Origin of the sequence: Shewanella sp. SW1 (assembly GCF_025653545.1) — a bacterium.
Classification (GTDB): Bacteria; Pseudomonadota; Gammaproteobacteria; order Enterobacterales; family Shewanellaceae; genus Shewanella; species Shewanella oncorhynchi.
On sequence record NZ_JAKKSG010000012.1, the window covers coordinates 94668 to 118900 of the forward strand.

Here is a 24233-nt window from a genome sequence, read left to right on the forward strand (position 1 = left end):
TTATCACAAAAAACACAAACACTCCAACAGACGCATTGAATTATACGGGAACTTTATTAAAGCAAATACATTATAAAAATATCATCACCAATGCGGGCCTTGAAATTAACTATTTTATACAAAAAAGCAACTGCAACAAAAAAAATTACCAATACATGCTAAATTTTCTACGGTAGTTTGAATATTAATGTATCCAAAATCTCTTTCTTTACTAAAGCGTTATAGTTGATACATAAATATACTGTTCAGCACAGAAATAAAAGTTAAACACTCATAACGTCTTGATAAAGTATTATTAGTAATTTTGAGTAATAAAAAGTATCATTGTGTCATTTTTACTAGTAAGAAAACCTCTATCAGAGGTAAAAATAGAATATTTAGGTCAGTCTACAAGGAACTTAATGTAAAAAAAAATTTACAGGACATTACATAACTGTATGACATACATCCATAACAAATATAACCTTTATCGGATCCTTTACAAACTTCCCCATTGTGCTGCAAGATAGAGTAAAAATGCATAGATTACAGACTAAATACTACCACTTTTTTTAATTTTGTAAGATAATTTGTAGCTATACCAACTAAATTATAATTTCCACAAGTTAAGATAGAGACTTATTAATGGATTTACTATTTACAATATGCACACCTACATACAATAGAGCGCCATTGTTATCAAGATTGCACTCAAGCCTTCAGAAAAATGTAAGTGAATCAATAAAAATACAGTGGCTATTGGTTGATGATGGAAGTAAAGACAATACAGAAGAAGTTGTATCGTCTTTTCCTCATACAGAAGGATTAGATATAATATACATCAAAAAAGAAAATCATGGAAAACATAGTTGTTTAAATTATGCTTTCAAAGAGGCTGAAGGGGAGCTATTTTTAATTTTAGATTCTGATGATTTACTTCCGGCGGATGCATTATCGAAAATTAAAAGTTATTGGCTGCCAATACGTGATAATAATAAAATTGCAGGGATTATTGGACACTGCATAAAATACAGCGACAACGATATATTAGGCGATTTATTCCCAACATCTCCTGTTTACTCAACAATTTTAAATAACAATTATAAACTTAACTTAAAAGGAGATAGAGCTGACTTCATTAGAACTTCACTTTTGCATGACAAAGAGTACCCCATCATTAGTGAGGAAAGATTTATGCCAGAAGGATATGTAACTTTAGACTTTGATGAACACTATTTTTATTATTGTATAAATGATAATTTTAAAATTGTTGAATATCAAGATTCTGGAATAAGTAATAACTATGCGAAACTTGCAATGCTAAATCCTATAGGCACTGCACTAGCACTATTACGAGTTATTAACAATAAAAATTTATTATCTCAGGTAGATAGCAAAGCAAAAATCAAATTTTATGGTAATTATATTAGATATTGCCTACATCAGAAAAATAATAAAGTTACTAATATTTTAAAAGCCAACATTACATATCCAGTCCATTATTCAATAGCATTCATAGCTGGAATTACCTTATATGCTCTTGATAAATTAACTTTAGGAATTGCTAAAAATTGAAAACGCTTTTCTGGGGATACTTTTCTCGATTCACAAACATTGCAAGCAGCCTGATTATTATGCCTTTTGCACTGCATAATTTTAGCCCAGAGGAGTTTAACATATGGATGCTATTTGTAGCTTTCTTTGGACTTATTGTTGTATTTGACTTTGGTCTAACACCAGCTTTATCCAGACAATATAATTATATATTAGCAGGTGCACAAACAATTGAGAAAGAAGGAATAAGTGATAGAGTAGGAAAAGATGTAAATAAAAAACTTTTTAGTGAATTATATTATTCATCACGTATGGTATTTAATACGATCACATTATTAGCTGCTGGAATATTGTTATTTAGCTACATATTTTATTTGAGCGAAATTGCAGCAAAATCCAACATGAATATAGCATTGGAGTGGCTACTATACTCACTTTCAATTCTGATTAGTTTAATCTGCTTAAATTATAATGCACTTTTTTTTGGCACTAACAATATCAATTCCATATATAGAACCTGCAGCATTTCAAACATTGCATTCTTTATTATAGCCATTTATCTAATCATGGAGGATTGTGGCCTATTAGCTATTGCAGTGGCAAGGCTAACTTCTGCCGCAGCCTATTTCATACAGGCAAGAATTGAAATATATAAAAACAAAATATTTAATAATCTTATTGCATTAGAAAATAACTCTCACTTAGAAATTTTAAGAAAAATACTCCCTAATGCTTCTAAAATTGGAGGAGTTAGTTTAGGCAATTTCTTATCAACTAAAATTTCAATACTTTTAGTTGCTAATTATTTACCACCAAACATATCCGGAAGTTACTCGCTAGCGCTAAACATTTTTAGCGTTATTATCTCGCTATCCCTATTATATATGTCAATAAAAACACCCGAATTAAATAAGCTATATCAGCTTAGAGATATTAAATCTGCAATAAAATTACAAAATAATATTTATTTTTATAGCATAGGTTTATTTATATTCGGCTCTCTTGCTTTTGTTGCTTTGGCTCCATATCTACTTAAATTAATAAATTCAAAGATCGAACTTCCTGCCAATACAATACTATTCATTTTCATAATAAACTCATTATTCGAGTGCATAAGAACTATATCAATGAACTTTATTTCCTGCAGCAACTACATTCCATTCCTTAAAACAACCATCATAACAGGAATACTTATTACACTATCAACGTTAACAATGTTCCAGTTAGATTACCTATCTATTTTCACACCGCTTTTATGTATATTAATCGCCAATTCAATTTATAACAATTGGATTTGGGTATATTGCGAACATAAAGAAAGACATAAATCATTATAATTAAAAGGCCCAATAAAATCATGTTGGGCCTTTATAATTAATTAAGAATACCTAACTCTTTTTCCGTCATATTTTTTATATTAATAGTCTGAATAAAGTCTCTTGATGATTTAGTAATATAGTCAAACTGTGCTTTATTCGTACTAATTGAAACCAGATTTTTTGCAACAATTAACAAGTTATCTTCACACAAACCTGTCTCCATATCTTTAATAAATTCAGGAATAGCAGTATTATTTGATGAAACAGTAACTAAACCAGCAGACATAGCTTCGCACATAATAACACCTTGAGCATCCATGCGAGTTGTAGCCAGAAATGTACCATACTGTGACATCAAGCTTGGTATATCAACACGGTCTATAAACTCTTCAGTTATTTTAAGCCTATTCTCAACATGAAGTTTTCTAGCAAGTGTAAGAAGTTCTTCTTTAAGATGACCCTTTCCATAAATATCAAGTGTAAAATGCTCAGGTAGCAATGCAAGAAGCTCAATAGCGGTATCAACGGCATATTTTCTACTAGATAAAGGCCTGATACATAGCATTTTATTTACATTTTCAAAATTTGGGTTAAAGTCAAATAGATCAGTATCTATACCATTTGGGCAAATACTCACATTATTCAAACTGATTTTTAGCTCATTTTCAGCTTCTTCGCGCATCCATACAGAAGGGGATAAAAAACCACCAGACTGATCAACATATTGACAAAACTCACGCATTCTCGGTAAGAATATATAGCGCTTGTAATATTTAACAGCGAGAGAATAAAAGCTCTTTGTATCATCAAAAGAATATCGTTCAGTACTTTGAACCTCGCTCCCATGTAAATACATAAAGCAACGAATTTTATTTTTAATTATACTCTTATAAATAGGCCAACCACTTAGTTTTGGATAAGGGTAAATACTTAAAAGATGTATATAGACTATCGAAAAATTCAAAATTTGTTTTGCAATATAAAAATCTGGCGCTTTTATTACCTTTACACCCTCAAAGCTATATTCTTCAATGGTTTTCGAGGGGACAAAAACACAAACCTCAACACCTTCTTTAACAAATTCTTTAGCTCTCGCATGTACCCACATGTGCGAATAAATATTACCTTTACTAGGATATCTTGAAGAAATTACAGCCATTTTCATAATCGTTGGTCCAAAATCATTAATAGTAATGTCTTAACATAAATTCAAACTGCTTTTAAAAAAGCTCGGATTAATTTTGGTATTCTTTTGGGCTGTGATGCAATTCGATACAACCACTCCAAATTCATATAAATCATAAACTTAGGAGCACGTTTCACACTACCACAATATACATCAAATGATCCGCCTAACCCTAAAATAATAGCATTAGGATTTACTTTCGCGAATTTCATACCTAAAAACTCTTGTTTAGGTTGGCCTAAGGATATAAATATATAATCGAAATTATGGCTAGCTATCTCATCAACCAGTTCATCTTCCACAAAACTATAACCATCAATATAGTAATCAACACTATGCATTGGAAACTGTTCTCTAAGAAGCCTAACGGTTTTGTCATTCACGTTAGAAGAAGCACCAATAACAGCAATCGAGCAATTCTTGTTGCTTCTCTGCTCTAGTAAGCTGAGCCACAACTCACAACCTGGAATTTTATTAAAATTAACACCATATTTACGCAAATAGAATTGAGCACCAACACCATCAACATAACCTGTAACGTTATCAAACGACAATAACCCCATCAATGCAGGATCTGTTACCGACTGTAAATTAACAGAGATATATAGACCTGGCTTTGAGTTAACACTCCTAGCAGCATCTTCCAAATCAAATGGGCTAATTATTTTATCAATCCTAACTTTATCCAAAACTTCACCATATTTAAATAAATAAGCTACAATTAAAACTTCAAAATAGCATCTATAATACGTTGACACGCGAACCCATCACCATATGGATTATGAGCACGGGACATTTCATCATAGGAAACAGAATCTGTAAGTAACGAATTCAAATAATGTGTAATATTTGAAGCATTGGTACCTACTAACTTAACTGTTCCTGCTGCCACAGCTTCAGGACGTTCTGTTGTATCCCTCATTACTAGTACAGGCTTTCCTAATGAAGGAGCTTCTTCTTGTACCCCCCCTGAATCAGTCAAAATAAGATAAGACTGATCCATTAAAAATACAAAGGGTAAATAGTCTAGCGGTTCTATCAGCACCACATTTGGAATATCTGATAGATATTTATTAACAGGACCACGTACATTTGGATTTAAATGCATTGGATAAACGAATTGAACGTCAGGAAAAGCTAATGCACTATCAGCAATAGCTTTACAAATTTGCTCAAATCCATCACCAAAACTTTCTCTGCGGTGACCTGTGATCAAAACCATACGCTGTTCAACATTACGCCATGGAAATAAGGATGCAAGTTCAGCATTAAAGTTTTGATTATTAGTAATTTTATCTTTAACCCATAGTAACGCATCAATTACAGTATTACCTGTAACGTAAATGGACTCAGGCCGTACAGCTTCAGCTAACAAATTTGCTTCAGATGTTTCTGTCGGTGCAAAATGCAGATTTGCAATTGCGCCAGTTAATTTACGATTGCCTTCTTCTGGCCAAGGAGATAATAAGTTACCAGTGCGTAATCCAGCCTCAACATGACCTACTGGAATTTGTTGGTAAAATGCTGCTAAAGTCGCTGAAAGCGTTGTAGAAGTGTCCCCGTGTACAAGTACAATATTTGGCTTCTCATTTTCGAGAACAGGTTTAAGACCCAATAATATTCTTGATGTTATCTCAGTCAAACCTTGTCCTGAGCTCATGATATTTAAATCATAATCAGGCACTATCTCAAATAAATCTAAAACCTGATCAAGCATTTCACGATGCTGTGCAGTTACACAAACTTTGACATCGATATCAGGATGCCCCTTCATCGCAATCACAAGTGGAGCCATTTTAATTGCTTCAGGTCGAGTTCCAAAAATTAGCATTACTTTCATTTACAGATCCTTTCCTAATATAGAACGACTAGACTTATCTAGTTGTTGCAATTCATAAAATAATAAACTATTGATTACGCCGAATAAAATACCTAACGTACCAGACATCCAAATATGTCCACTTAGCTGAGACAATAAAAGCAACAGTGAATTAACAATAAGTAAGCATGGTGCGTATACTGAATTACGCCTCAATGTTAATTTTAATGATTTGTAGAAAAGAGTGACATAAAACACAATACAAAGTGTCGCTCCTAAAAAACCAAACCATGTTAAAGAATCCATTAGATCGACTTCAGTTCCACTTAACCCTAATGGATGCAATTTACCGATTGAAGTACCATGGCCAAAAAACTGGTAAAAAATATTTGATTGATGAAGATAGACATCAAACATACGATCAATAAAAATATCTCTACCAGACCATAAAATTCCAATTATTCCTCTTTGTTGATAGAAGAACATCATACGGTCATATAAGCCAATGGCTTCTAGTAGTTCACTGATGGCAATGACAATAACAATAATAGCCAAAAAGAAAGGTGCGAGGATCTTAATTTTCAGCCAAGTCAGCCTCATTATATTATGTCGCTCATTTACAATTGGAATAAATGAAACAAGAAGAAAAGCAGCTAACATTGCTGTTTTGGTTGCAACCAGCAAACCAGCAGCTAATGTAAATAAAGCACACAGGACATACCATCTTTTCTTGCTATGATTCCATAATTGGTGCAAAACAAAACCGAATACAACAAGAAATGCAGGCCCTAATTCATTACCTGCGTATATAAATCCTGTCGTACCCGCAGTGTCGTCCCCCTCTAACTGATATGTTCCGTGGCCAAAACCTAGTGCACCTAAAATGAAGTTAAAACTCAGTATAAAAAATGCTGACCACAAAATTCGCTTGGTCCAACATAAAGCAAAATCAGGAGCGATACGATAAAGTTGAGCAAAATATGCAAACACAGTGATTGGCATTAGTAGTTTAACTGCATAACCAAAATCAGAAAAATAAACTGATAAGTCAACATGTTGAAAGAATTTAGCTGTAGGTCCAATAAGTAAAATACCTAAAACACCTAAAATACCTAAAAACCAGCGAATATTATAGCGAGCAATAAGTAGTGCTAAAAAAAGAAATAGCGGCGTCTTATAGATTAAGGAAATCTTAAGATCAAGACCAAAAGTGATCAAAGTAAATCCCGACATCATATCTGCCAGTAAATAAACAGCCATCATCACTAAGGTAGTGTAATGTAAATAGACTACAGGAGAGGCATAGCTCCTGTTAGTTATTGCATTTGAGGAGGTCATCATCATTTTATGATTGACCTAGGCATTAGCTTTCGGCTTCATAACGCAATAAACCATTGAAATGAATATTGATAAAATTAATGAGATAAAAAAGCCAACTAAACATAATAAAGAACGTGAGGGGCTATATTTTTGTTCAGGCACAATCACATTTGCCATCGATTCTAGGATCACCTCATCAGTGACTTCAGATAACACACTTGATTTCGTTTGCTCTGCAATCAACTGATAAAATACAGTTTTTAGTTCACTCACTTGAGCTTTCTCAGCTTGTTGTTCTAAAAACTGAGTACGCTTTACGTTTTGCTCATGTTCGCGTTGCTTCCAAAACTCATTGAGATCAGCAATTAGCCATTCTAACCAATGTGCGGCCATCTCTGGTGAGTAATAGCTTACAAACACTTCAACATAACCTTTTTTTGATTGATAAGAAGTACTTATTCTTTTGTTAAGTTCATCATAGGCTTCCCAAGACGAAGGTACTGTAGACATACCTACTGGGGGCTTTCGAACCCAAGTTTTAGTTTTTTCATCATATAAATCAGCATCAATAATTAAACGTTTAGTGACAGGATCCCACCCTTTTGCAGCAAGTAAAGGAACAACTAAGTCATGTTTTTCAATAAATTTTTGCAAAAAACTACGAGACTTAAAATATTCAAGAGCTGCGTCAGTCTTATCATCTGAGCCACCAAGGGAAATGCCCGCCATGCTTGCAAGACCACCAAATTGACCCGATAATTTCGATAGAGCGCCAGAACTATCTGCCGCTTTTGGCAAATAAATTGCTGAAGCACGGTAAACATTTGGTAGGCTAATTGCGAATAACACCGTTGCAATAGAACAGATAAGTGTAAAAATGACCACAAAATACTTCATTCGGGAGATCATATTCCATACGATTCTGAATGATATAACATCATTATCTGTATCCAATTGTTTTGCTTGAGTATTCATATCCATTTCTAAAAGACCACCTCTAAATTTGTCTTAATCAATTAAACCAAGCATGAGTGATATTTCATTCGCAGCTAAAAAAGGTTCACTGACATATGATTTAGGTTTAAACGTTCCGAACTGTTCAATTAAAAATTCAAGTTCAGATAACTGTCTGCATACGAGTGCAAATTCATTGTCTTCAACATACTTCAGTAAGTCTTCCTGATGACTATCAACTCTATCTGTATTTGCTATCACTATGGTCGGTTTAGCAAGCTCGAGTAAGGTATAAACAGTTCCTGCCCCGGCATGAGTAATCACAACATCTGCTATTTCAAAATATTTATGTATATTTGAGGTAAACGATATTGAATCACCGTTTTCAGGCACATAACAGCCATCATATACCTGAGAAATAAAATGCCATTCTGGATTACGTATTAGATCAATTTGTTTAAATAGCGAATCGAATCGAGTATGCCCTACTGTAACGAAAATCTTCATAATCTACCTGAATATCTCGCTTTTTTATAAGTGTTTTGCATTGTTCTATTTTGCACATAAAAACCATTAGCAATCAAATACATAAATCTTCCAGTTAATGAGGCTGAATAAAATCGAGACCAAGACTCGATGTAGACTACTTGACGGCCTAGTAATCTGAATACAATTGAAGGAAAAACAGCCATTCCAGGCCCAGTAGAAACAATACCGCTAACGCGATACTTTAGTAACAATCTGATACATTGAAATAAGCTAACAATCCCAGAGTAGAATAGCGTTACAGGCGCTGTCCATGAACGAAATTTATTTCTAGGTTCAGGGCACGCCAAATGCTCTAAAGCACCAAGGCGATCAGGCACATCTGCAATAGAAACGAATTTGAGCTGAGGAGAAACTTTTTTCAATTGAATAAGTAAGCGACGCATCTGCTCCTGATGCCCACCACGACCATATACAACTAAAATGACTTTTTCGGACATACTGATTAATGTTAACCACTCTTTCGGATTAAAAAATAAGTTCAATAGCGGGCGTCATTGTAATGTAATGCCGTTGACATAACCACTCTCAAGCCGACAATTCTCATCTAGGTTAATGCGTTAGTATGAAAGTTAAATCTATCTGACTAAAATGTGGTATTAAAGCAATGCCACAACTTTTTCAGCACAAGCTTTAGGAGAATACTTTTTAACAACGGACTCTGCCCCATGAACAGAAAAATAGAAAGGATTTTTCACAATCTCAGTCACCGCCGACGCGACAGACTCAGGGTTGGCATAGGGAACAAGCAAACCGACTTCTGATGTCACAACATCCGCAATGGGCCCCCAATCACAAGCGACAATAGGCAAGTTAAACGCCATAGCTTCAATGAACACCATACCAAATGAATCATATAAAGATGGTAGGCAGAATAAATCGGCCTTATTTAAGATCTCAATTTTTACCTTAGTCTCTAACCATCCAGTAAAAGTAACTCGGTGTTGAAGTCCTAATAAATCCACCTGTTTTTCTAGCGAAACTTTAAGTGGACCATCACCGGCAATGACTAATTCAAATTGTTCCGGCAAAAGTTCCAATGCAGCTAACACATGTTCAACGCCTTTTTGTGGGAGCAAACGAGCCATAGCTAATATCACAATAGGCTCAGAAACTTTTGGTATCTGAGCAGCATACTTGCAGTGTTCACGAGCAAAGCTCAGCAGCTCAGGCGTTACAGGATTTGGGCAAACATGAATAGGTTTAGTAAAGCCACTGGCGAGTACCCTTTCTCGCCACCATGGGGTGAGCACTATAAGTTGCTGAAATGGGAGCAAAAAAAATTTAAATAGCAAACGTCTTATTGGTGTTTGTAAGTAATCATTAACTGTGAGGCTATGAAAATGTACAATCGTTCTTGCCCCAAACCATCTTGCTATGACAGCGAAAGTAAATTTTCGCGACATAGACAACCAAGGGCCGCAGTGAAACCAAAAAACGGCATTACTACGGTACTTCATCGCTAGGCGCAATATTTGCCATCCTGCAAGCAACCATTGAGAGGCTCGTCCACGTTGATCACTATGTGAATTCACTCTAATGAACTCAACATTAAGCTCACGAAAACCAGCCTCATAGCCAGCTAAGGCAGAACTAATTCCACCGCGGGTTTCAGTAGTGTGAGTAGCAACAATAACTAACTTTAATGTCACGATGAACCTCGTAACCACTTTCTTCGTAATTGTGCTAGTTTGCTAAAACGACAAGCCAAATAATAGCGTAACTTTCGGCGGATAAAACCAGCCTTTAACTGGGATAATAACTGCGCAAAACTTAAGTATGATCTTGCTGCGACCAACCTCATAAAATCTTGATTTAATTTATTTTTAACTGACATATGCTTGCTATGTTTGTCAAAATATTGCTGATAACCAATGAGCTTATTCTGCTTAGCTGTCACCCTTGGTCCTTCATGGGATTGATGGACTACATATGAGGCGCCTGCGATACGTTTTGCTGGACCAAACATTAAAACCATTCGGGTCCAAGTATCATAATCTTGGCAAGCTTTAAACTGAGGATCAAACCCACCGGCGCTGCGTAGCTTCTCAGTTGCAGTCAGTATCTGATTACCCGCAAAATTATAATTGAGCAAATCATCAAGTTTAATCACCATAGTAGTGGAATCTACAGCTTTACGAACAGCACCATAATCCCAGAAAAAACCATGACAAACAAAAGCATAATCCGGAGTATATGCCTTGACTAAAGTATCTAAACGATCAACTAGAAATTCATCATCATCATCGATTCCAGTGATCAACTCGCCTTGAGCCTCATTTATCGCGATATTTCTAGCAGCACATGCCCCCATTGCAACATCAGATCTAAAAATCTTAATCTTTGACTCAAGGCTAGATAATTTTTGTAAGTAATCCCAAGTGCCATCAGTCGAGCCATCATCCACGATCAGCAATTCATAATACTGATAAGTTTGAGCTAATACCGAAGCCACTGCGCGTTTAAGCAAATGCAAGCGATTATGTGTCGGCATATAAATAGAGACTAAAGGTGCCGATTTATGCTTATCAGTCATAATACTCAGCAACCTTAGCCACAACCTGAGACCACATTTCTTGGGATAAAATTTTCTGTTGCGTAATACAAGGATTCTGACGGCATTCGGCAAGGTATTCGGCAGATAACAGACGTGTCAATTGGGCAGATACATCTATCATTTCAGGCTCTGAAATTAACATAGCCTCTTGATGATAATCGCCAAAAAGCTGTTCATATTTATGACTCCAGCTTGTACCAATACACGGAATGCCTTGGCTTAACGCGCTCACACAACCATGAAAGCGTGAACTAATCACTGCAGCAACTTGCCCGATTAATCCTTTGACCGCTAGCGGGTCCTCAATCGAAATGGTCGTAATCTCTATACCTGAAGCAAGTGTGATAGCCGTACACAGGGCTTCATCCTTAACGCCATCGTGGTTTAACAACAAAGGAATAAATCCTCTGGCATTTGCTTCACGACAATAGTCGGCCATCATAGCCACATACGTTTCCCTCCATGCCGAACGGTTATTGCGTGGACTTAGCATCTTTCCATTGGGAATGACCAATAATGTTCTGGCTGCATGTTGGAGTGGCTGAAGCGTTCCAGACACTAAATTAGTGAAATCTGGCGCTAGAAAGAGGTTGTTATGCAGCGGTAAGCACTGAGCAACATAGTCATAGGAAACCTTATCTCTCGCAAAAATCAATGCCGCATCAGCCCAAAACTTCGCAATCTGAGCATAACGGGCTGAAGTATTGAATGGTCCTAACGCTTGCGGTAAAAAAATATAAGGTTTACCTTTTTTTTGAAAACGAGCCACTTCCCTGCTGATATGAGCTAACTGACGGGCAGACCATTGATCACCGTATGCAAATCCACTGGCATCAAGCACAAGGTCAATATCAGCCTCCGTAATGAGGCCGTAGCGTTTCAATTGTGCGGTTAAGTTTATGGGTAAATGATAGGTTAGCCAGTTTAAATCTAAGACATGCTTACGTAAGCTCACCTTCTGCCAAGCTGCAACACTTGCACGCTTTAAATAAGGGGAATTAGGGCACGCTCTTAAAGCAATTTCGGCGGTAGGCCAATGTTGCTCTATCTGCTGAATCACAGCATGTAGCATTAGCTCTGCGCCCTTATTTACAAACTGAACACCTTTGATTTCTATAATCATTTATTTAATATCTTTACGTAAAACATCCACAGTTTTCTTCTGTGAATAAGGGATCATGCCATCTGGCTTTGCATAACCAACCGCGAGTAACATCACAGGCCGTTGGAAAGGTAATAAATTTAATTTCTTGGCCATTCTCTGTTCAGGGACATCAAGATCAGGCCAATTAATGGGGCATGAACTTAAGCCAAGCGTTTCAAGAGCCAGCATCAATTGCATCGCCGCTAATGCACCATCAATATAAATCACATGCCGGTCACGTTCCGACGGGTAAGCACTTAAATCCCCAACGACCACCAATAAACACGGTATATTATCGGCAAACCCACGTGTCCCCCCTGCAAATGAGGCTACCTCGGCAGCCAAAGTCGCATCATTAGCAACATAAAAGCTAAAAGGCTGGCGATTACAAGCACTCGGAGCTAATGAAGCTGTCATTATCGCTTGATTAAGTAACTCATCATCTACCGACTGCGGCAAAAACCAGCGCACGGATCGGCGCTGTAAACATAATGAATGAAACTGCTCAACACTTACATCGCTATGATGACCCAAATGACGAGCATAAGGAGTGTGTGAAGCAATATTAACAACATCAAGGGGATCTGGTTCGGGGTAAAAGGCGGCTTGCTGCGCAAAGATAACACGCGCCTGATCAGTAATCGGAGTCGAAGATACCACTGAAAAATAGGCCTTCAACACATCATTTGCCCAGGTTAATTCCGTCTGGCAAACCTGCTGCTGGCTTTGGAGTTGCACAAAGCAATTAACAGTCTCAACAATAAAGTCCTCTGCAAATACAGGCCTCATTGGCGACATACAAAGGCCCTTCTCAATCCGATGGATATTGCGGCGTAATAACGGGCTGGTATTGCTTGGTCCTAACTTATATCGATACGCTTTCTTCCCTGCCAGAATGGCAAGGTGTTCACGATCAAACTGACTGCTAAAAAAAGCATAAAATAAACTGGCAAGTCTAGGATGAGCCAACACCCAAGCTGTAGAAAAGCAACGTGTTAAAAACACATCCCATTTCCCCAATAAACCACGCAGTATCTGCTTGCTGCGAGTAGGTAGTAATTTACGGGCTAAGTTCTTCATCACAAACAATTCATTACTGTTAAGTCGACGCAGAAGTCTACGTCAAAGATTGCGAAATTACTACCAAGCTCACCACAGCAATACAAACGAACGGACAAGATTAACTGCGGGCGAGATACACAAACTTACGTACAGGAGCAATGAAGGCTAGCGACATGAGTTTTGCCATACCCCGTGTTTTAGGGAACAAAAATAACGCAAAATACGACGCAATGGCGTAGGAAATCATAGTTGCCCATGCGGCCCCCAACGTCCCCCATAGTGGAATAAACAGAGCATTTAAGATGATATTAATCAACGCACCGCTGCCATGGGTCAACAATGAATAATGGGGAATATCTTCAATAAGTAACCACTTACTAAAGAGCGCTCGCATAAAAATAAACACCCCCGCCCAAATATGGATCTGCAGTATTGGGGTCACGGCTTGATAAGCTTCACCAAAAATCAAAGGAACAAAATAGGGCGCCAGCAAGCTAACAAGTACAGCAATTGTAATCGCGCCCCAACAAAGCGCATCACACAATCGCTGTAACTTGACTTGATACTGCTCCCCTCTTTGCCTTGCAAGAATTAGCCCGGGATAAAATGACGCCACTAAAATCCCAGGGATCAAATACCACACCTCTGACAAACGGCTCGCAAGACTATAAAAAGCCACCGATTCACTAGACGCCATCATCCCAAGCATCACCTGATCTATCTTGAGATAAATAATCGCGGCCATACTCGATAAAAATAACCAACCACAGCGCTGCAGATAAATTTTAGCCTGTAAACGACACCAAGAAAGCTTGGTTACTGCCTTGGCATACATGCTATAGACTGTAAGCCACAATCCGCCTAGCAGTATCCATTCGATAGCCGTAAGCCAAACCACTCCCGTCAAATCACCACCATCAAAGACGTAAACGAGTTTAATGAGCATGAAAATCAGCCCAACACTACTTCTGACTATCGCAGAAATTTTGGAGTGTATTTGTGCCTCGAAATAGTAATCAAATACCCCTAAAGACTGAGAAATCTGGCCCAGTAATAAAATCCAGAATAAGCTTTGATAGGGAGATGGAACTAGCCAAAAGGATAAACAAAAAAAGATTCCCCCTCCCACTAAAGCGCCCGCTAGCCTTAGAATAAGTGCAGTGCCCATAATAGTGTCAATATTACTGGGTCGAGTTACCAGTTGATGGCTCACAAGTGAATTTAAGCCTAAACTCGAAAAAGGCAGTAATAAGGCCACTAATGCCAATAGATATTGAAAATGCCCAAGCTCTTCAACACGCCAATAACGCGTTAACACTATGGTAAATATAAAACCACCGCCCAGCAGCAGCCCTTTCTCGGCGAGTAGCCAGCCCGCGTTCCGTAACGCTTGAGAGCGAAACCCCAGTTGCAACAGTTTTCTCATGGGAAACCTAGATAAAAACCTTGATAATCATAAGGCTAAAAAGTCAGCTTCCTAGCTTTACTACACAATCACATAACAAAGATAACAGTGTTTTGACTCATAAAAGAGCTAAATCCATACAGTAGAATCATACACATCATCAGTATTACTTAATATAAATTCAGCCTTAATTATACCTTTGGAGTGGTGATTACCCTACTGCAACTTTCCTGCTTAATAAGTCGCATCGCAAAAATGATAAAAAAAAGCCCTAAACAAGTTAGGGCTTAAAATTCATGAAATGGATATTTGTACAGCAATTGGATTAACCGTATTTAGAATTAAAGCAAATTGATTATAAAACAAACAAAGCTATAAGTCGCATGTTTATCTCATTAAATCCAGTATTAAATACATTAATTTTTCGACATAAAGCATTTAAAACCCAAATGGGTATGGCATAGCATTATTTTTGGTATAAAAAAAACGAGCCATAAGGCTCGTTTTTAAATACTAAAGTAAATTAATTACTTTTTGTATTGGTCAGAAAGCACGTTTACACGGCTTTCATTTTGACGGTAGTAAGGAGCTAAAGTGATATCAGCAGCATCAGCGTCAAGTACGAAAGTTACGCTTAACTTCTTACCTGAATCTTTGCCTAAACCAAATGCAGCTTCGATATCCGCTTCAGCAACTTTAGTTACTGCGCCTTTCTTAGCAACTTTAGCAATAGCAACTGGACCGTAAGCAACACCGTTTTGGTCGAATGCTTCTAGTTGGATTGCAGCGTCAGTTGAACCAGCGTTAGCAATTTCAACGTTTGGTGTTAAGCCTAAACCTACTGGTAGGTAAGGAACGTTAACAACAGAAGCGTCTAACTGGAACTTACCGATGTCAGCAGCTTTAACATAATCAAACACTGGGTTGTTAGTTGCAGTAACTTTAGTATAAGTAACTGAACGATCAGCAGTTAAAGAGCCAACTGGGAAAGTTTTAGCTTGGTTAGAAGTGAAAGCGATAGCAATTTTACCTGATTTACCAGTTGAAACAGTTGGTAATGCAGCAGTTAAAGAGCTTGTATCAAAAGTAAAAGTATCTGGTTTAGCTGGAGCAACACATGCAACACCACCACAAGTAGCTGCAGCTGCTAGAACAGTTACATCTTCTAGAGTTGCAGGACCAGTACAGCTAAATACTGGTTGGCCTGAAGTTACATCTACTGCTGGAGTAGCACCATCGCTACAAATAGCAGCTTGAACAGATTTTACTGTATCGAAGTTTTTGCCTGTTAGAGACAAAGTTTCAGCCGTGATAGCTGCAACTGTAGTTGCAGTTGGGCGAGAAACACTCACTTCAGCTACTAAAACACCTTTAGAAGTTTCGAAAGTACCGCGAGCATCACGCTTCAGGAAGCCGTTGAACTTAGTCGCAACAGCTACAACTTCTTGATCAGTAGAAGTCGTCAGCGCTACAGAGTTAGTACCTGTAGTGTCTTTTGCTGCACCGCTAAAGCCATCAGCTGCAGTATAAACAGCATTACCTACTTTAGGTAAGAAGCCAACTATGCCAACTTCAGTTTTAGAGTTGTTTAATACTGGGCTACCAGTTGCAACTTTCATTGTCAATGTTGGAGCAACAGTTGCAGAACCTGCAACAAACACTGGAGTTTCAAACGAACCGACACCAGCACCCACGAATGTGGTTGCACTAGTCAGTACAGTTCCGATTGGGAAAGTCAGAGTCACAACGTCGCCAGCAGACAGTTCTTGACGGTTGTAAAAAGTGATTTTAGCACCATAAGCAACTGATGCAACACCAGCAGCAGCAGCTTCTTTAGTAATGCTTAGCTTGTTATCAATTGTGATATCAGCTGCGTTAGCGCCAAAAGCAGCGGCTAAGGTTGCTGCGATAATTGAGGCTTTAAATACCTTGTTCATAAATCCAATTCTCCAATTTCATGAAATTGGAACAAGAAGCAATAACAAACTGTTTTATTGACGACTTTTGTTCCATGTTTTTATTACAACTTTCTTGAGAAAGTCAAAATCTGTAAAGTTAAGCCAGGAGCACTAGACCCCTAGCGCGCGCCCTTACTTCAACTTCTCGGCCTTTAGTGTATGGATTCGATAATAGATGTCAACTGTATATTGCGTATATGGCTCAAAAGCCACTCAAAATGCTAACTTTATCGCGATTTGATGGCGTTTTTGCTGACTATTCGAACAGTAAATAACACTTGCATCAACCACGTAAAGCACTAATTGACCAAACTACATCAGAGATAACTAAATAATAACCAAACAAAAAAGAGGCCTTTGCAGGCCTCATTCATGAGCTATCAAGCTGATACTTTTGTTATTTATAAATTTACATTGATAACACTAACAGCTTATTGCTGTGGCAACTCAATGTACTCTAAACCTTGTTTCAACTTAGCCTTAATATCGTCCCATTCGTCACTGCGACTAATGACTTTTGGCGTCACCATAATCACCAACTCTGTTTTAATTTTACTGTTAGTCGTGGTGCCAAATAAAGGGCCAATAAAAGGCAAACTACGCAGGCCAGGCAAACCTGAACTGTTGTCGTTATTATTCTCGCTAATTAAACCACCCATAATCACTGTCTGGCCACTTTCGGCGACCACTTCAGTGCTTAGACTACGCTCGAAAATTTGCGGGTTACCCTCAACCTCAGAACCACCATCAACCGTATTACTGTTGGTTTGGTCTATGGTCATTATCACTACGCCTTGGGCATTAATGGTCGGGGTGACTTTAACGCTAATACCGGTTTTACGGTATTCAACTGAACGTGAGGTACCGGTTGTCGGGTCAGTGGTAGTTTTACCTACGACAGGAATATCAGTACCTACTTGAATGCTGGCAGCGACACCGTCGCGGACCAGCAAGGTTGGTTTTGACAATACATTCACCCACTTATTGCTCTCAAAGGCTTGGGCATCAATTGTGTTGCCACCACTAGCCCATTTCAATACGGAGCCACCAATGTCCTTGGCACCAAAAGCATTGCTAAAACTGAAGTTACCTGAGCTAAAAGCGACATCCACACCAAACTTAAATTCATCTGTCATGGTGACTTCAGCAATAGCCACTTCGAGCATGACTTGTTTAGGCATAACATCTAGACGAGCCACCAGAGGCAACATGGCCTGATACTCAGCACCCGATGTATAGAAGATTAGGCTATTAGAGCGCTCATCCACCACCATGTTCATCTTGTCATTACTGGCATTATTATTGCCGCTGGTATTGGCGCTGCGGTTCTCTATGGTGGCGGCTTTATCTTCAGAGGCTTTTTCCGCTTGTTGCAACCCAGCTGAACGGCCACTGATTAAGGCCGACACGCTTTGACCTAAGTCTGAGGCGCGGGCAAATTGCGGCGAGTAGACAAAATACTGTAAGTCTTTCCCTTTACTCGGTTTATCTAATTGGGTTGCCCAATATTGTACGCGACTGATGAAATCCGCCTCACTGGCAAACACTGCAACAGCGCCCAACTGATTAATAGGTACGAATGACACTCGGTTATCTGGGCTAACCGCTCCCGTCATGATACCTTCGTTCTTTAATATTTCAGTCACTGAAGTGATGAAGCTTTCGGCATCAATATAGGTCAATGTTAAAAAGCCAATATTGCGACTACGACTGCCTGGTGCATCGAGTAACGCTAATAACTCTAATGCTCTGACAACCTGTTGACGCTCTCCCGTTAAAAATAATATCCCCTGCGATAGATCAACAGTCGTCGTCACCTGCGTAACTTCCCTGAGCGTTGCAAGAGCATTGGGATTAATCAAATATCTCATTGGTACAATTTGCTGCACATTAATGGCATTAGGCACAGAGTCGGCTGTACGACCATAGCCAACAGACATTGAATTAGGACCATTTTTAGATATTTTGTAAATATACAAAAGTTCATCTTGGCGTTTAACACCAATCCCACGTGCAAGCAACAGTTGCTCAGTTAACGTATATAGTTTTTGTGGACTAATTTCATCTTGGACATTCAAGCTCACAGCGCTGCCGTCAGCCTCTAAACCTTCGCCTAAGATATAACTGGCCTTGAGCAAATCACCAAAGCTGTAATGTAAAAAATCAATCAATGCCATATTGTCGGCAGCAATAGTTAAGGAAGGTTTAGCACTAAAAAGATCAACAATCGCGACATCATTAGTGAACCCTTGATTGGTTTTACCTAACGAAGGAACCTTAGTGAACGAACTCTTCTGCAATTGCAGTCCATTATCTTTAGCAATTGAGGGTTGCTCTGAAGCATTGTTAGCCGCCCCCGACACAAGAGGCTGTTCGAGATATGAGTTGTCAATTTTCTTAGGTGTTCGTTCTGGCGTCGGCCAACTTGCGCATCCCGATAACAGAATGGTTACGGCGAGCATCGCACTCGCAGGACGGAAATAATTTATATAAAGGTTACGCATGTCTCGCTCATTCATCATGGTTACACTTACCTGCTTTTAATCGCAAAGTGGACTATTTATAACTTTCACTCGGAAGCTAAAATACTTTCTAAACCGACAATATTGTATGGTTAAAATCTGGAGCCTTTGATCCTAATATAACAATATCGTTCTAATCTTTATTTTCAATCATAGCATGGCTTACTGCTTCACATTACTCGTTACAGGTGGTGATATTTCAGCCCCTAATTTGCCACTATTGGGGGTAAATAATGCTAACCAAATCTTACGTTCGCCTGCTGATAATTCTAAACGTCTCGAATCTATGCCAGTAACGGTGTAAGGCCCTAAGATATCACCCAGCTGTAATGCCACTATACCGTCCTTTATTTCTGTTCCATCAGTAGATGTCACTTTCAAGAGAGCAGAAGTTTGCAAACGCTTAACCAGTGCATCAAGCCGATAAATTCTATCCCCAATGTAGAGCTTAGGAATCAATCCTTGCTGCTGTGCTTGTTCAGTTTCATTCATGCCTATTTCGGTGTGTGATACGTTATCATTAACCTCAGCAGTAGCAACTTTAGTCACGTCAAAAGTTGCGTAATCATCTAGTGAATGAGCACTGTGAGGCGTAACGGTACGCTTAGTCGAAATAGGCAATGTTGGCAGTAAATCAGACTCAACTAATGGGGCTCCACTGCTATTAAATACAGTATCGAGTCCAGCAAGCACAATACTAGTCCCTAATGTGATGAGGATAAATCGTAAGGTAAAATGGGCTTTTAAAGTAGAAATCATTTTCCCCCCTCGGCTGATGGCAATATTTTCACTGCCAACTGCAAAGAGACATTACCATCGACAAAGCCTAAACTGTCAGCAGTCTGCCCGCGAATGATCAACTGATCGTTAACGACGGTAAGATTAATAAATGCTTTATTTTCTTCAAACTCCTGAAGTAAAGCTAGATAACTTTTAAGCTTGCCATTAAAGCGTAAATCCAAGAGCAATATATGAATATCCTGCTCATTAATACCATCACGCCATGCTGTACTCGCTAACAATAAATCGTAACGTTTAAATAATGCTTCAATAGCACTCTGAGTCGCTAACTTGTAGTTAGTTAACTCATCAGCTTGAGGAGTCGAATTTTCTGCGTCACTCAAGAGCTGTGACATTTGAGCATTTCGCTCCGACATCGGAGCCGATAATGTAATCAATGCCTGCATTTTGGCAAGATTATGTTGTCCCTGTGAAAGCTGCTGCCAATAAGCTTGCTTCGAGTCCCATAATGGCACCCAAATAAATTTAGCGAGCAATAATACGCCTAAGAGCAACAATAGATTTTTATACTTAGCCAGAGACTCCATGCTAGCTCACCTCATTAGGTTGAAGAGTGAAACTAATCGTCGCTGAATCTATGTTTCCCTGACGACGAACAGCACTATCAAATTGAGCTTCCGAAACCCCCGGTTGAGAGATCAGTAGCCCAAGCACCTTTGAGGCAGAATCAGTTTCAATCCGGAGCACTACTTTACCTTGAGTTGTTTGAATCGTTTGAAATGTCACTCCAGCTTTATATAGTGGAGCAAGCACTTGCCACAGCTTTAATAGTTGACCATTTTCTGGCAAATACTTGTCTAACAACTGAAAACGCGAACTCATATCGAGTATGTCTTGGCGTTGTTTTAAGATGTTATTAGCTTCTACTCTCGCCTGTGCCAACTCATGGGCATTAGACTCAACCATTAAGTTAGCAGCTTTTTCAGTCACCACTAGATATAAGGTGACGACCAAGACTGCTGGCAGCGCCATTGAGGCGAGCTTCTTCAGCGTAGTTTGCGAATCAAAGTTGTGGCGATTAACGAGGCCCGTAAGTGGTAATTGATAAAATTTATAGAGCTGCGTCAATAACAAAGCGCGCATTTCATGACCGGTAAGGTCTCTATCTTGCGTTATTGTCAGTCCCTGCGATAGTGCAAATTGCAGTGATGACTGAATCATCCCCCCCTTAAACGCAGAGACAACGCCTCCAATAGCATTTGCCACAAACAGTGTCCGCGAGTTATCCACACTAGGATAACTGAGTAGTTCCCCCTGTTTAAGCTGCTGAGCTAATAACAAAGTCTCTGGCAGAAAAAGCCAAGGCTGTATACCATCAGGCAAATTGTCTAGATAGTAATAAGTCACGGGGGTTTTACCGTTGACAACATTGCCAATAACATGAAGAACTACGCAGTTAGCGTTCACTAACTGGAGACGAACTAAATTTAATACGTCAGATCTCTTGGTGATTGGGTACCATTGCAATTGCTCGCGGTAGCAAGCACGACTCAAAATAGCGATTTTCGCAGTTGAAGACTCGCACTCATGCCATATTGTATTTTTATGAAAATCAACACCTTGATCGTCAAGTGCGATACTAAACAACACTTTATCAGCGTAAACGACTTGTCCCAAAAAAAATCGATATAGGTATTTAAAAAACTTTGCTTTAACCTTATGCATTTTTCATTCTTTTAATTAGCAATCAAATATATTTGAGTAAACTACTGCAGCCATACTACAGGAATGCGATTTTCAGGGCGAATGTACCAGATTACACTGCGCTTCGCTACAGCACTCCCTTTTTTGACCAATAACTTCACCTCAAAACGACTACCAGACTGGAAAGTCATTACATCATCATCAAATCCGGGAGATAACTCTAGATAGCGACTGGATGTTAATTCACCAGTTTCACGCAATTTTTTAAGCTCTTGGTATACATCGCTTGGTAGCGCACTCTGTAAAATGAGTTTCGGGGCAATCAGAGGATTGTATTGATAAGTTTGAAACGTCGTGACTAATGGTTCCAATTTCCTATATAAGTCATCATCAATACCTCGGATATGCTTTAGTTCAGTTTTACTTACCATGTAATTACTGCGAACAGCCTGATTTGTAGGAGTTGTGTAATTGCTATCTTTTTTCCCTTGCCAATACAATAAGTTATCGATAATTTCTCTAACCTGCGGATCACTCTTTCCCAAAACCGCTAATAATTGTCGAAATGGAGTAAGATTTGATAATCCGTAAATGGATATTTGCCCATTAATATCCTGAATACTTACTTGAATATCAGGAGTAACAGAAAAGGGCTCACCATAAAAATTCCATTCTTTCCCAATGGCATCCTGTTGCTGTATCATTTCAGTATCTGGGCTTTTAGGTAATGACAATAAAGCCATCAACACTTGGCTTTCAAGAGTTCGCAGCCCAATATCAGCTAAGATTTTATCTTTAAAATCAGCTGCCAGCCTAACCTGCTGACGACTAGACAAAGTGAACTGTAGCGCCATTATGGCAAGAATGGTACTGAGTAGAAGTACTTGAATTAAGGCTATACCCTTTTGATTTAACTTATTCACCATCGCTTCGCTTTTCATTGGTGTACATTAGCTGGAAAGCATTATCATTTGCTAAAGGGAAAATTATCGGTTCATTATCCCCCCAAGTTATATTGATAGCATTAGGCAATATTGATGTCAGCTGTGATAAATATTCGTCCTGCCAAATAGGTGTTTGCTTGGTAAATATTTCATCATCATAAAATGATGCTTTAGCTTCAAGATTTTCCCAGCCAAAATAATTAAATCGAATTCGTTCAGCAGTTAACAAAACCAGCGTATTCTCAGGCGCGGGGAGGGGCGATAAGCTAAAAAGCGGAGATTTGGTAAAGTCAGTTTCTTGATAAACTAATTGCTGCTTACCACCTTCAAGCGGTAATACGGATAAACGCACCAATGCTTGGCCCTCAGCTGCAAATATTGGGCGATTAGTAACAAACACTAAGTGACCCGGACTACCTAAAAAAAAGTAAACAGGATTTTTTTTTGCATCTAAAACAAAATAATTCGAAATGCCTTGGATAGTACGTTGGAGTAAAAAAAACTTCTTAGCCTGCTCGGCCTGAAGAGTAAAATGTCCCATGTCCTTCTGCCAACGCTGACTGAAAACAGAAAAACTCAAACTGCCAATAAACATGACTATACTTAAAAGCAGCATAGCGATCAGTACTTCAATTAACGTAAAACCCTTAGTCTGTCTCATTGAGTTCCCCATGCAAGGTTCTCAAACTCAAAGGTTTGACTATAATCTTCTTGTTTAATTGTCAGCACCACTTTCCAAAGAAAAAATTTATTATCAAATGTAACGACCTCGCCTTCTTCTGGGCTAAATCTTGCTGGAGGTGACGCTGCCTTTATTACTTTAGCAGTCCAATCAAATTGAAAACCATCAATTACCCCTTCATCAGTAATAACCTTATCAACATCAGCTTGCTTTAAACGAAATTGAATAGTATCTAATAGCAAAGGAGTTATTCCCAACAAGGCGACAGAACGAGTCGCTTTTTCACTTGAGATAATAGCAGAACGATAAGTTTGACTGACTACGCCAATAACAGCGAATAGAATCGTCGCAGCAATAAGCACTTCGATTAGCGTAAAGCCAGTTTGACGGTTAGTTTTCATGACGACCAGTTAATAATTCATCAATATTGAGCGTGTTAGACTGACCGCGAACAGTATAAGTTAGACGTTTAGCAGAAGCATATCCGTTTGGATTGAAATGCAATGCCGTAGGTAAAAAAAACAATTCGTTAAACTCAAGTACGACTTTTTTATCTATATCAAACTTATCTATATCAAACTTATCTAACTCAGGTGATTCAGGATTTAACGTATTGGCTTCGTAGATTATTTTTCCATCTAAAAGATAACTCTTTGATGTTTCTATTTTGAACGCATCTGAACTCGCTTGTTTTAACCAACGCTTTAATAACAACTCTTCGTTTTTTGCTTTAAATTTATCAACTTGCGATATCGTTAATGGCCCAACAAGTGCTATTGCGATGCCAAGCATTACAATAACCACCAGTAACTCGATTAGAGTAACTCCTTGCTGCAT

23 protein-coding genes are annotated in these 24233 nt (G+C 38.5%); 2 read left to right on the forward strand and 21 right to left on the reverse strand.

Features of this window, described 5'->3' with window-relative positions; all coding sequences use genetic code 11:
- The first annotated feature begins 624 nt into the window (after nt 1–624).
- Both L5M71_RS12370 and L5M71_RS12375 read left to right on the forward strand, forming a co-directional pair.
- Entirely contained in the window at nt 625–1554 is a 930-nt protein-coding gene (locus tag L5M71_RS12370; protein ID WP_263207663.1) for a glycosyltransferase family 2 protein, read from the forward strand.
- A complete protein-coding gene (locus L5M71_RS12375) occupies nt 1551–2870 on the forward strand; it encodes a hypothetical protein (protein ID WP_263207666.1) in 1320 nt (439 codons plus the stop codon). Before L5M71_RS12370 ends, L5M71_RS12375 begins: the two co-directional genes overlap by 4 nt.
- 37 nt (nt 2871–2907) lie before the next feature.
- On the opposite strand, the gene L5M71_RS12380 is transcribed toward L5M71_RS12375, so the two are convergent.
- From L5M71_RS12380 to L5M71_RS12480, 21 genes are all read right to left on the reverse strand, one after another.
- The gene (locus L5M71_RS12380; protein WP_263207669.1) at nt 2908–4017 is read right to left on the reverse strand and encodes a glycosyltransferase family 4 protein; all 1110 of its coding nucleotides are present in this window, start codon (nt 4015–4017) and stop codon (nt 2908–2910) included.
- 44 nt (nt 4018–4061) lie between these two features.
- Nucleotides 4062–4796: a WecB/TagA/CpsF family glycosyltransferase gene (locus L5M71_RS12385; protein WP_263207671.1), complete on the reverse strand. Its 735-nt coding sequence runs from the start codon at nt 4794–4796 to the stop codon at nt 4062–4064.
- On the reverse strand, nt 4760–5878 hold the full coding sequence (wecB, locus tag L5M71_RS12390; RefSeq protein ID WP_263207673.1) for a non-hydrolyzing UDP-N-acetylglucosamine 2-epimerase: 1119 nt from the start codon (nt 5876–5878) through the stop codon (nt 4760–4762). The genes L5M71_RS12385 and wecB overlap by 37 nt, the downstream gene beginning before the upstream one ends.
- On the reverse strand, nt 5879–7201 hold the full coding sequence (locus tag L5M71_RS12395) for an O-antigen ligase family protein (RefSeq protein WP_263207675.1): 1323 nt from the start codon (nt 7199–7201) through the stop codon (nt 5879–5881).
- Nucleotides 7202–7213: 12 nt separating this feature from the next.
- The gene (locus tag L5M71_RS12400) at nt 7214–8158 is read right to left on the reverse strand and encodes a Wzz/FepE/Etk N-terminal domain-containing protein (protein WP_263207677.1); all 945 of its coding nucleotides are present in this window, start codon (nt 8156–8158) and stop codon (nt 7214–7216) included.
- Between the two features lie 27 nt (nt 8159–8185).
- Nucleotides 8186–8638 carry a PssE/Cps14G family polysaccharide biosynthesis glycosyltransferase gene (gene pssE, locus L5M71_RS12405; protein ID WP_263207679.1) on the reverse strand — a complete coding sequence of 151 codons (453 nt, stop codon included), beginning with the start codon at nt 8636–8638 and terminating at the stop codon, nt 8186–8188.
- Entirely contained in the window at nt 8635–9162 is a 528-nt protein-coding gene (pssD, locus tag L5M71_RS12410) for a PssD/Cps14F family polysaccharide biosynthesis glycosyltransferase (protein WP_263207683.1), read from the reverse strand. Before pssD ends, pssE begins: the two co-directional genes overlap by 4 nt.
- 114 nt (nt 9163–9276) lie before the next feature.
- Nucleotides 9277–10329 (reverse strand): glycosyltransferase family 4 protein, encoded by a 1053-nt coding sequence (locus L5M71_RS12415; protein WP_263207685.1) that lies wholly within the window; start codon nt 10327–10329, stop codon nt 9277–9279.
- Nucleotides 10326–11213 (reverse strand): glycosyltransferase, encoded by an 888-nt coding sequence (locus tag L5M71_RS12420; RefSeq protein ID WP_263207687.1) that lies wholly within the window; start codon nt 11211–11213, stop codon nt 10326–10328. The genes L5M71_RS12415 and L5M71_RS12420 overlap by 4 nt, the downstream gene beginning before the upstream one ends.
- Nucleotides 11206–12357, reverse strand: coding sequence for a polysaccharide pyruvyl transferase family protein (locus L5M71_RS12425; RefSeq protein ID WP_263207689.1), 1152 nt, complete (start codon nt 12355–12357; stop codon nt 11206–11208). The genes L5M71_RS12420 and L5M71_RS12425 overlap by 8 nt, the downstream gene beginning before the upstream one ends.
- Complete coding sequence (locus L5M71_RS12430) at nt 12358–13458, reverse strand: nitroreductase family protein (protein ID WP_263207692.1); 1101 nt, start codon at nt 13456–13458, stop codon at nt 12358–12360.
- Between the two features lie 100 nt (nt 13459–13558).
- Entirely contained in the window at nt 13559–14866 is a 1308-nt protein-coding gene (locus L5M71_RS12435; RefSeq protein ID WP_263207696.1) for a flippase, read from the reverse strand.
- Between the two features lie 506 nt (nt 14867–15372).
- Entirely contained in the window at nt 15373–16782 is a 1410-nt protein-coding gene (locus tag L5M71_RS12440; protein ID WP_263207698.1) for a hypothetical protein, read from the reverse strand.
- A 452-nt stretch (nt 16783–17234) separates the two neighbouring features.
- Entirely contained in the window at nt 17235–19307 is a 2073-nt protein-coding gene (locus L5M71_RS12445) for a secretin N-terminal domain-containing protein (protein ID WP_263207700.1), read from the reverse strand.
- Nucleotides 19308–19487: 180 nt separating this feature from the next.
- Nucleotides 19488–20084, reverse strand: coding sequence for a hypothetical protein (locus L5M71_RS12450; protein ID WP_263207702.1), 597 nt, complete (start codon nt 20082–20084; stop codon nt 19488–19490).
- Nucleotides 20081–20653: a hypothetical protein gene (locus L5M71_RS12455; protein ID WP_263207704.1), complete on the reverse strand. Its 573-nt coding sequence runs from the start codon at nt 20651–20653 to the stop codon at nt 20081–20083. The genes L5M71_RS12450 and L5M71_RS12455 overlap by 4 nt, the downstream gene beginning before the upstream one ends.
- Before the next feature lies 1 nt (nt 20654).
- Nucleotides 20655–21791: a hypothetical protein gene (locus L5M71_RS12460; protein ID WP_263207706.1), complete on the reverse strand. Its 1137-nt coding sequence runs from the start codon at nt 21789–21791 to the stop codon at nt 20655–20657.
- A 41-nt stretch (nt 21792–21832) separates the two neighbouring features.
- A complete protein-coding gene (locus L5M71_RS12465) occupies nt 21833–22711 on the reverse strand; it encodes a general secretion pathway protein GspK (RefSeq protein ID WP_263207708.1) in 879 nt (292 codons plus the stop codon).
- Nucleotides 22686–23375 carry a type II secretion system protein J gene (locus tag L5M71_RS12470; RefSeq protein ID WP_263207710.1) on the reverse strand — a complete coding sequence of 230 codons (690 nt, stop codon included), beginning with the start codon at nt 23373–23375 and terminating at the stop codon, nt 22686–22688. Before L5M71_RS12470 ends, L5M71_RS12465 begins: the two co-directional genes overlap by 26 nt.
- Entirely contained in the window at nt 23372–23797 is a 426-nt protein-coding gene (locus L5M71_RS12475) for a prepilin-type N-terminal cleavage/methylation domain-containing protein (protein WP_263207712.1), read from the reverse strand. Before L5M71_RS12475 ends, L5M71_RS12470 begins: the two co-directional genes overlap by 4 nt.
- A complete protein-coding gene (locus L5M71_RS12480; RefSeq protein WP_263207754.1) occupies nt 23787–24233 on the reverse strand; it encodes a type II secretion system protein in 447 nt (148 codons plus the stop codon). Before L5M71_RS12480 ends, L5M71_RS12475 begins: the two co-directional genes overlap by 11 nt.